We start from the raw sequence: 1,026 nt of genomic DNA on the forward strand, positions 1-1,026 counted from the left end.
TGGAAACCCGGTAGGTATTATTGCTAACAACGGTATTTTGTTCTCTGAGTCAGCTCAAAAAGGCGCGCACTTTATTGAACTATGCTGCCAACGTAAGATCCCTTTGATCTTCCTACAAAATGTCACCGGCTTTATGGTTGGCAAATCGTTTGAAGAAGGCGGTATCGCCAAGCATGGGGCAAAGATGGTCATGGCCGTCGCTTGCGCTAAAGTTCCGAAGTTTACGATCATTATTGGCGGAAGTTTTGGTGCCGGAAATTACGGCATGTGCGGGAGAGCCTATCATCCACGATTCCTATGGATGTGGCCAAATGCACGTATTTCAGTAATGGGTGGCGAACAGGCTGCAGGCGTTCTGGCACAAGTTAAACGAGATAGTTTGGCTAAACGTGGCATCATTTGGTCTGATGAAGAAGAACAAGCACTCAAGCAACCGATTATCGAACAGTTTGAAAAACAGGCACACCCTTATTATGCCAGTGCACGCTTATGGGATGACGGCATAATCGAGCCTAGCGACACTCGAAAAGTTCTTGGCGTCGCAATCTCAGCTAGCCTAAACGCACCAATAGAAGATACCGAGTTTGGCGTATTTAGAATGTAAGTATGAGCGATCACTCAAATTACTCATAAGGTACAATTCAATGAATCAGGATATTAACCATGCAGCCAGCAAGTACTCTTCAATTTGATAAGCAAATCGCCACCCTTTGCTTATCGCGCCCTGAAAAGCACAACGCTTTCGATGACCAGGTAATTACCGAACTACGCGCACATATAAAAACAGTCAACGACTCAGATGCGCGCGTTATGGTACTCAAAGCTGATGGCAAACATTTCTGCGCCGGGGCTGACTTAGCCTGGATGAAACGTATGGCAACGCTAAGTCATGAAGACAACCTTCACGATGCACGCCAACTTGCTGCGCTTATGCAAGAGTTAAACGATCTTAGGATTCCCACAATAGCACGCGTACAAGGAGCCGCCTACGGTGGAGCAATCGGGCTTATCGCGTGCAGCGACATT

The 1,026-nt window shown here is 46.9% G+C and carries 2 protein-coding genes; both read left to right on the top strand.

All coding sequences use genetic code 11. The features are described 5' to 3' along the window. Nucleotides 1–604 (top strand): carboxyl transferase domain-containing protein (locus A3763_RS01705; RefSeq protein WP_304440769.1); only part of this gene is annotated, 604 nt, incomplete at its 5' end. Nucleotides 605–663: 59 nt separating this feature from the next. Then, nucleotides 664–1,026, top strand: a 363-nt coding sequence (locus A3763_RS01710; protein WP_197482683.1) for an enoyl-CoA hydratase-related protein, incomplete at its 3' end; no start/stop codon positions are given.

This window comes from Oleiphilus sp. HI0128 (assembly GCF_001635365.1).